The sequence below is a fragment of the Egibacteraceae bacterium genome, assembly GCA_040905805.1.
Taxonomy (GTDB): Bacteria; Actinomycetota; Nitriliruptoria; order Euzebyales; family Egibacteraceae; genus DATLGH01.
Map to the genome: position 1 here is coordinate 1 of JBBDQS010000046.1, position 8,076 is coordinate 8,076.

The following is an 8,076-nucleotide window of genomic DNA, read 5'->3' on the forward strand; positions in this document are numbered from 1 at the left end:
CTCCCAACGACACCGAACCCGACCACACCAAGGTCAACGAGCGTGGCTGACAACAAGGGGGAGCAGGAGAAGGGTTCGCCGCGTCATTCGATGGTCGCCGGTGACGATGGTGGGGCGGGTGTGGGGTTGGCTTTGATGTGGGCGGGGGTGGGGGTGGCGTTGGTGTTTGGTGGCGCGGTGGTGTTTGGCGGGCATGTCGCGCCGGGTGGGCGGCGTCGTGGTGCTCGGGGGCGGCCACGCCCCAAACCCGCCTACTAGCGCAGGAAAGCGACTGCGCCCGACTGGTCCACGGTGGTCTGTACGCGCAAAGGAGACACGATGAATGCCACTCCACAGGTCGGATCCGATGACGACACGCGTCGGGGTCGGCGGCGGGTCAGGCGGCAGGCGGCGCCTGAGGGGGGGGGCTGGTGAGCCACGCACGTCGGGTGGCAGCCGGCGGGTGGTGGCGGGTTTGGTGGCGGCCACGGTCGCGCTATTAGTGTTGTACGCGGGGGCGTTGGTGTGGCTGCGTCCCCCCTCGCCGGGGGTGGAGCTGAGTTTGGATGCGGTGCAGGCGCAGGCGTTGGCGGGTGAGGTGGCGCAGGCGGAGCTGTTGGACCAGGACGCACGGATCGTTGGGACGCTTGCGGGTGACGAGGCGTTTTGGGTGGCGTATCCGTCCAGCGACGCGGCCACCAGCGAGTTGTTGGCCAACTTGGTCGCTGGGGGCGCGCAGGTCAGCGTGGACGCGCAGACGGCCAAGGCCACGGTGCGGTTCGTCGCCCAGTTCTTGTTGCCGTTGATGATCCTGGCGTCGCTGTTTGGCCTGTTGTTCTATCTGGCGCGCGGGTCGGGGGGTTCGGGCACCGAGGACTTCTTGCTGTTCGGCCGGTTGGGCGACAAGCGCACCCGCGACGGCGACCGCCCAAAGACGACGTTCGCGGATGTGGCGGCGGCGCAGACCGAGATCGCTGAGTTGGCGGAGGTACGGGACTATCTGGATGATCCGACCCGGTACAAGGCGATGGGGGCGTTGCCGCCCAAGGGGGTGTTGCTGGTCGGCCCGCCCGGGTGCGGCAAGACGCTGCTGGCAAGAGCGGTGGCCGGGGAGGCCGACGCGGCGTTCTTCAGCCTGTCGGGGTCGGAGTTCGTCGAGTCGCTGGTAGGTGTGGGTGCGGCCAGGGTACGCGACTTGTTCGCGCAGGCGCGGGCGGCGGCGCCGGCGATCATCTTCATCGACGAGCTCGACGGGGCCGGACGCCAACGCGGCGCCGGGCTTGGCGGGGGCCACGACGAGCGTGAGCAGACCCTCAACGAGTTGTTGGTGCAGATGGACGGGTTCTCCCCGACCGAGGGGCTGGTGGTGATGGGCGCGACCAACCGGCCTGACATCTTGGACCCGGCGTTGTTGCGGGCGGGCCGGTTTGACCGGCGTATCGGGGTGGAGCTGCCCGACGCCGAGGGCCGCGAGGCGATCCTGGTGTTGCACGCCAAGACCCGCCGGCTTGGCGATCCCCGCAACGATTTGGCGGTGGTGGCCCGGCGCACGGCGGGGTTCACGGGTGCGGACCTGGCCAATGTGGTCAACGAGGCGGCGCTGCTGGCGGTGCGGTGGGGTCACCACGAGATCACCCGCACCCATCTGGAGGAGGCGGTGGAGCGGGTGATCTCGGGGCCCAAGCGCAAAACCAGGCTGCTGGACGCGGGCGACAAACACCGGGTGGCGGTTCACGAGGCCGGCCACGTGCTGGTGGCCGCCGCGGTCGGCAAAGCCGCCAAGTTGGAGAAGGTGTCGATCGTGGCCCGCGGGCAGGGGGTGGGCCATCTGGCGGTGCTGGCCGATGACACCGCGGTGCCGACCCGCAGTGACATGGCCGCGCGGATCACCATCGCGATGGCCGGCGTGGCCGCCGAGGAGCTCATCCTCGGTGAGCCCTCGGTGGGCAGTGAGGCGGATCTGGAACGTGCGACCGACACCGCCCGCGACATGGCCGGGCGCTACGGGATGAGCCCACGCATCGGGCGGGTGCGCATCCTGCAAGCCCACGGCGAGGTGTTCCTGGGCCGCGACTATCTCGCCAACGGGGAGGTGTCCCAACCCACCCTGGAGGCCTTGGACACCGAGGTCCGCCAGATCCTGGATGACCAGGAAGCCACCGCCCACGCCATCCTGGCCGCCCACCCCGACACCCTCGACACGCTGGTCGCCGCGCTGCTCGAGCACGAGACCCTCCAGGGCGACCAGCTCAGCCGTCTGCTCGCCGACGTCGAACACCACGACCCCTCCGGGAATGGCAAGGCCGCGGCCGGCGCCAAGGCCACCCCCAAGCGGCGCACGTAGGCGCGCACGCCATCATTGCACGCCATGTCGACGAGCACGCCGCGGCGGATCCGCCGCGGGAGCGCCTGCGCGGTGCTGCTCGTCCTGGCCGTGGGTCCCGCCGCCCTCGCGGCCACCCCCCCCGGTGGGCAACCAGGCCAGACCGGGACCGTCGACACGATTCTCGGTCCTGGTTTCTGTGATGGCTCAGGCGCACTGGATCCTGGCTCAACGACGGTCAGGGCCCTGGCGGTCGACGGTGACGGCCGGATCTTCGTCGACACCGGGCCGGTGGACCAAGGCGCCGTCGGCGTGGTCGACGACACGGGACAGGCAAGGCTGGTGGGAACCGCCAGCCCGCCCACCCCGGCAGGCAGCCGCGCCGGTCTGCGCCTGCCGGATCGGGCGGGCCCACCGGGCCGTCTGGCCCCCGACGGCGAGGACGGCGTCCTGCTGGCTGCCGACACCCACATCTTGCAGGTGTCCGCGGCGGGCGGGCAGCGCCTCGTGGCCGGCAACCCCACCGTGGCGGGTCGCAGCGGCGGTGACGGCGGCCCCGCAGCCGACGCGGACTTCACCCGTATCCTCGCGGTGGCGACCGACACCGCGGGCAACGCCTACGTCGCCGACGAGGTCGACGGTGACCAGTCCACCTTCCGGCTCCGCGTCGTCAACCGCAGCACCCAACCGGTGCCCCTCACCGACGGCACGGGCGGGCAGATCACCGTGGCGCCCGGCCACATCGACACGATCGCCGGCGGCCAACCCGCCGGCGGCCAACGAGGCGCGCCGGCGGCACCGCTGCAGGGCCAGCCGCCGGCCCTTGCGGTCGGCGACGGCCTGGTCTACGTCGGCTTGTACGCCTCCACCGCCACGGCGGTACGGCCGACCGCGCGGGTGGACGCCATGAACGTCAGCAGCGAGCCGGTGACCGCTCACGGTGTGCGCGTCGCCCCAGGGCAGATCGAGACGGTGGCCGGCGGCGGCGCGGCGGGCGAGGGGGGCGACGGCGGGCCGGCCCGCTCCGCGGCGTTTGGGATGCTGCCGGGCATCGCCGTGGACGACGAGGGCAACCTGTACCTGGCCGACGAGGCCAACGACCGCATCCGGCGGGTCGACGACACGGGCACCATCAGCACCTACGCGGGCACGGGCAGCGGCGGGTTCAACGGCAACGACCGTGCCGCCACCCAGGCGTTGCTGCACAGCCCCTGGGACGTGGCGGTCGGCCCGGGCGGTCAGGTCTACCTGTCCGACCGCCTCAACGGCCAAGTCCGCTTCGTCGACGAGGCCGGTGCTCTCCGGGCCGCCCCCGGCAACGGTGTCGGCCTGACGTGGGCGTGCGACAGCGACGACGGCGAGGCCGCCGCAGAACCCGCCCGACCCGACCAGCCGGCCGGCCTGGCCACCGACGGCCACGGCATGGCCTACCTGGCGCTGCCCGGGCTGTCGCAGGTGCAGCGCTTCACCACCGCATCAGGCCAGGAGACCGACGAGGCCGGGCTTGTAACAGTCGAGCAGTCCGCGGTCGACGTGCCCGCGGCCGGCGCCATCGCCGTCGCGCCTGGCGGTGGGGGTCTGTACGTGGCCGACGCTGCCGGCGCGGTGCGCTACGCCAATCTCACCACGAGCCCTACACGCATCCACGGCGTGCCCGTCGCGCCGACAACCGACGAGGTCGTCGCCGAGGCGGCCGAGCTGCGCGCCTTCGGGACCGCCGCCCTCGCCGCGGACGGTGACGGCAACCTGTTCGTCCTCGACGACGTGACCCGCTCGGTGGTGCACATCGACCGCGGCGGCGAGCGCACCACGGTCATCGAGTCGGTCTCCACTCGCGACCCGTCGGTGTGCTGCCGTCTGCTCGCCGGGCTCGTCGTCGACGCCGCCGGCAACCTCTACACCAGCGAACGCCACCGGGTGTGGTTCACCAACCGGGCAACGGCGCCGGTCACCGTCCACGGCCAAACCGTGCAACCGGGGGCCACCGAGCCGGTCGCGGGCACCGGCGACGCCGGGTTCGAAGGCGACGCCGGCCCCGCTTTGGAGGCCGACTTCACCAGCAGCGGGGGGATGGCCACCGACGACGACGGCAGCCTGTTCGTCGCCGACAACCAGGAGCACACCGTCCGCAAGATCGACCGCGACGGCACGATCAGCACCGTGGTCGGCACCGGGTCGTCGGGGTTCAACGGTGACGGGCTGGCGGCTGCACGGACCACGCTCGCCGGGCCGGGCGCCGTCGCAGTCGACGAGTGCGGCAACCTGCTCGTCGCTGACGCCGGCAACCACCGCATCCGGCGGGTGAACCTGGTCGGGGGGTGCGAGTCGACACCCGCTGTGGACGAGGCCACACCGGTCGGCATGAGCACGCTGACCCTGGTCGGTACCGGCGTGGCCGTCGCCGCTGTCGTCGGCGTCGGCGTCGGGCTCGCCGTCGCGGCGGTCTTGCGCAGGCGCAGCGGAGCGTGAACGGCCGGCGGCGCGGGCTGGCATCTGTCGTGGCCGTGGCCTGGGCGGGGCTGGTCATGGCGGCTCCTGGCGTGGCGGGAGCCGACGTCGTCCCCGTCGAGGTGCCGGTGACCGCCATGGACCAGGGCGCGGGGGTCGCCAACAACTCGCCCACGATCGCGGTCGATCCCACCGAGCCGCGATTCGTGGTGATCGCCAACCGCCTCGACGCGCCACACTTCGGCTGTGCGTTGCAGCTCTCCGGCGACGGGGGCGCCGGGTGGGTGACCGTCGATGTGCTGCCCGAGCTGCCCGAGGGGGCGGAGACGTGCTACGCCCCGGAGGTCGCCTTCGACGCCGACGGGGTGCTCTACTACGTGTTCGTGGGTCTTGCCGGCAGCGGCAACCAGCCGATGGGTGTGTTCCTCACCACCTCGCGGGACCGAGGGCAGACCTTCACCACCCCCCGGCAGGTCCTCGGGTCGTTGAAGTTTTCGGTGCGCATGGCCATCGACCGTGACGCCGGGGACGGCAGCCGGCTGCACCTGGTGTGGATCGACGCGACGTCCGAGCCGCCCCTGGGCGGGTTCGGTCCGCCACCCAACCCGATCATGGCCGCGCACTCCGACGACGGGGGCGCCACCTTCTCCGCGCCGGTGCAGGTCAGCCACCCCGCGCTTGACCGGGTGGTGGCTCCGGCGTTGGCCCTGGGACCTGACGGTGACGTCCACGTCGCCTACTACGACCTCGAGGACGACGCGATCGACTACCAGGGCCTGGAAGGGCCGCCGGTGTGGCCGGGCACCTGGTCGCTGGTGCTGGCCGGCTCGACCGACCGCGGCGCGAGTTTCAGAGCCCATCGGGTCGTGGACGACGCCGTGGAGCCCCACGAGCGTGTCCTGCTGGTTTTCACGATGCCGCCACCCGCGCTGGTCACCGACCGCCACGGCGAGCCCTGCGTCGCCTGGACCGACGCGCGCCACGGCGACGCCGACGTGCTCCTGCGCTGTGCTGGCGACCGCGGGAACGAGCGCAGCCAGCCCCAGCGCCTCAACGACGACTCGGTCGGCAACGGCCGGTCCCAGTACATGCCCCGCCTCGCCGTGTCACCGACCGGACGCATCGACGCGATCTTCTACGACCGGCGCGAGGACCCCGATGACCTGGCCACCCATATCTACCTGACCTCCTCGGCTGACGACGGCCACAGCTTCGCGCCCAACCGGCCGGTCACAGCAGAGCCCTTCGACCCGCGCATCGGCCAGCGTTACGTCCATCCCGCCGCCAGCGGCCTGGTCGAGTTCGGCTCCCGCCTCGGCCTGCTGCCGCGGGCCGACGGTGTGCTGGCCGCCTGGACCGACACCCGCAACTCCGAGCCGGGGACGACAGGCCAGGACGTCTTTGCCGCGTCGGTGTCCCTTCCGCGCGCAACCCACGGCCGCGATACTGGGGGCACCCTGCCCACGGCGGTGCTGGCCGCTGCCGCTCTGGCCGTCGTGGTGCCGCTCGTGGGGATAGGGGCCCGCCGGCATCGACACCGGCGGGCGGACGCAAGGAGCGGGACATGACGGGGACGTCGGACAGAGGGCGCAAGTCTCCGAGACGGCAGAAGCGCAGCTGGCTGGGGATCGTCACGGTGGTGGTGCTGGTGGTGTTGTTGGGCGGGTTCGTGGGGGTGTTGGAGTATTCCCGCCCGCATGTGGACGGGGAGGCGTTGACGTTTTCGGAGTTCGTGGAGTCGGCCAACGCGGGGCGGATCCGTGACGCGGTGCTGCTCGACGAGGACGCCTATGTGGTGGGCGGCTATGTGCGCGACGACGGTACGACGGGGGTGTACAACACCCCGTTGGTGCGCCACACCCAGGGGGATCTGCTCGACTTGTTGTTGGGCAACCGCATTGCGACCGAGATCGACCAGCAGGTCGGCAAGCGGGTCGCGCAGCTGGGCGCGATCCTGTTGCCGGGGCTGATCCTGGTGGTGTTGTTGGTGTATCTGATCTTGTCGTGGCGGCGGGGCACGGGGCTGTTCGGGGTGAAGAGCGGCGCGCGCAAGATCGCTGCTGAGGACAGCCCGGTGCGGTTCGCTGATGTGGCCGGTCAGGACGCCGCGGTCGCGGAGCTGGCCGAGATCCGTTCGTTTTTGGCCTTCCCGGAGCGTTTCGCCGAGTTGGGCGCGGCGGTGCCCAAGGGGGTGTTGTTGTACGGCCCGCCGGGTTGTGGCAAGACGTTGTTGGCCAAGGCGTTGGCGGGGGAGGCGGGCGCGTCGTTCTACTCGATCTCGGGGTCGGACTTTGTGGAGCTGTACGTGGGGGTGGGCGCGGCGCGGGTGCGCGATTTGTTCGCCGAGGCGCGCGCCAACGTCCCGGCGTTGGTGTTCATCGACGAGCTCGACTCGGTGGGGCGGGCCCGCAGCGCCGGGGGGGTGACCCGGGTGGCGTCACACAGCGAGCAGGAGCAGGCGCTGAACCAGATCCTGGCGGAGATGGACGGTTTCTCCCCGGCGGAGGGTCTGCTGGTGCTGGGGGCCACCAACCGCCCCGACGTGTTGGACCCGGCGTTGCTGCGCCCGGGGCGTTTTGACCGCACGGTGGGCTTGGAGCGCCCTGACGAGGCCGCCCGCATGGCGATCCTGTCGTTGCACGCCCAGGGCAAACGCCTGGCCGACGACGCGGACCTGGCCGCGGTGGCCCGCCGGGCGATCGGCATGACCGGCGCGGATCTGGCCAGTGTGCTCAACGAGGCGGCGTTGCTGGCCGCCCGGGCGGGCAAGCCCGCGATCGGCCAGGGCGAGCTTGACACCGCGGTGGGGCGCATCCTTGACGCTCCGGAGCGCCAGCGGCGCCTGTCGTTGCGCGACCGGGGGATCGGGCGGCGCCACACGGGCGCGGACCGGGTGGGGTTCGCCGACCTGGCGGGGGTGGACGACGCGGTCGCCGAGCTCGTCGAGGTGCGCGACTATCTGGCTGACCCTGACCGGTTCGCTGCGTTGGGCGCCCGCCCGCCGCGGGGGATCTTGCTGTCGGGGCCGCCGGGGTGCGGCAAGACGCTGCTGGCCCGCGCGGTGGCGGGGGAGGCCAACGCGGCGTTCTTCTCGGTGGCGGCCAGCGAGTTCGTCGAGGTCTACGTCGGCCAGGGCGCCGCGCGGGTGCGCGACCTGTTCGCCGAGGCCCGCTCGGTCGCGCCGGCGATCGTGTTCCTCGACGAGGTCGACGCCATCGGCGCCCACCGGGGCACCTCGGCGGGTGGTGGTGGGGGGGAGCGTGAGCAGACCCTCAGAACGTGTTTTGAAACCTTCTGCGGCGGTTCCATCGACCTGAATCACATCC

At 72.0% G+C, this 8,076-nt stretch carries 4 protein-coding genes; all 4 read left to right on the top strand.

Annotation, left to right across the window (positions count from 1 at the left end):
- The first annotated feature begins 457 nt into the window (after window positions 1-457).
- On the top strand, window positions 458-2,323 hold the full coding sequence (gene ftsH / locus WD250_05530) for an ATP-dependent zinc metalloprotease FtsH (GenBank protein MEX2619661.1): 1,866 nt from the start codon (window positions 458-460) through the stop codon (window positions 2,321-2,323).
- A gap of 24 nt (window positions 2,324-2,347) precedes the next feature.
- Window positions 2,348-4,771: a hypothetical protein gene (locus tag WD250_05535; GenBank protein ID MEX2619662.1), complete on the top strand. Its 2,424-nt coding sequence runs from the start codon at window positions 2,348-2,350 to the stop codon at window positions 4,769-4,771.
- Window positions 4,768-6,318, top strand: coding sequence for a sialidase family protein (locus WD250_05540; GenBank protein ID MEX2619663.1), 1,551 nt, complete (start codon window positions 4,768-4,770; stop codon window positions 6,316-6,318). The genes WD250_05535 and WD250_05540 overlap by 4 nt, the downstream gene beginning before the upstream one ends.
- A partial coding sequence (locus WD250_05545; protein MEX2619664.1) for an AAA family ATPase occupies window positions 6,315-8,076 on the top strand: 1,762 nt, incomplete at its 3' end. The genes WD250_05540 and WD250_05545, both read left to right, overlap by 4 nt.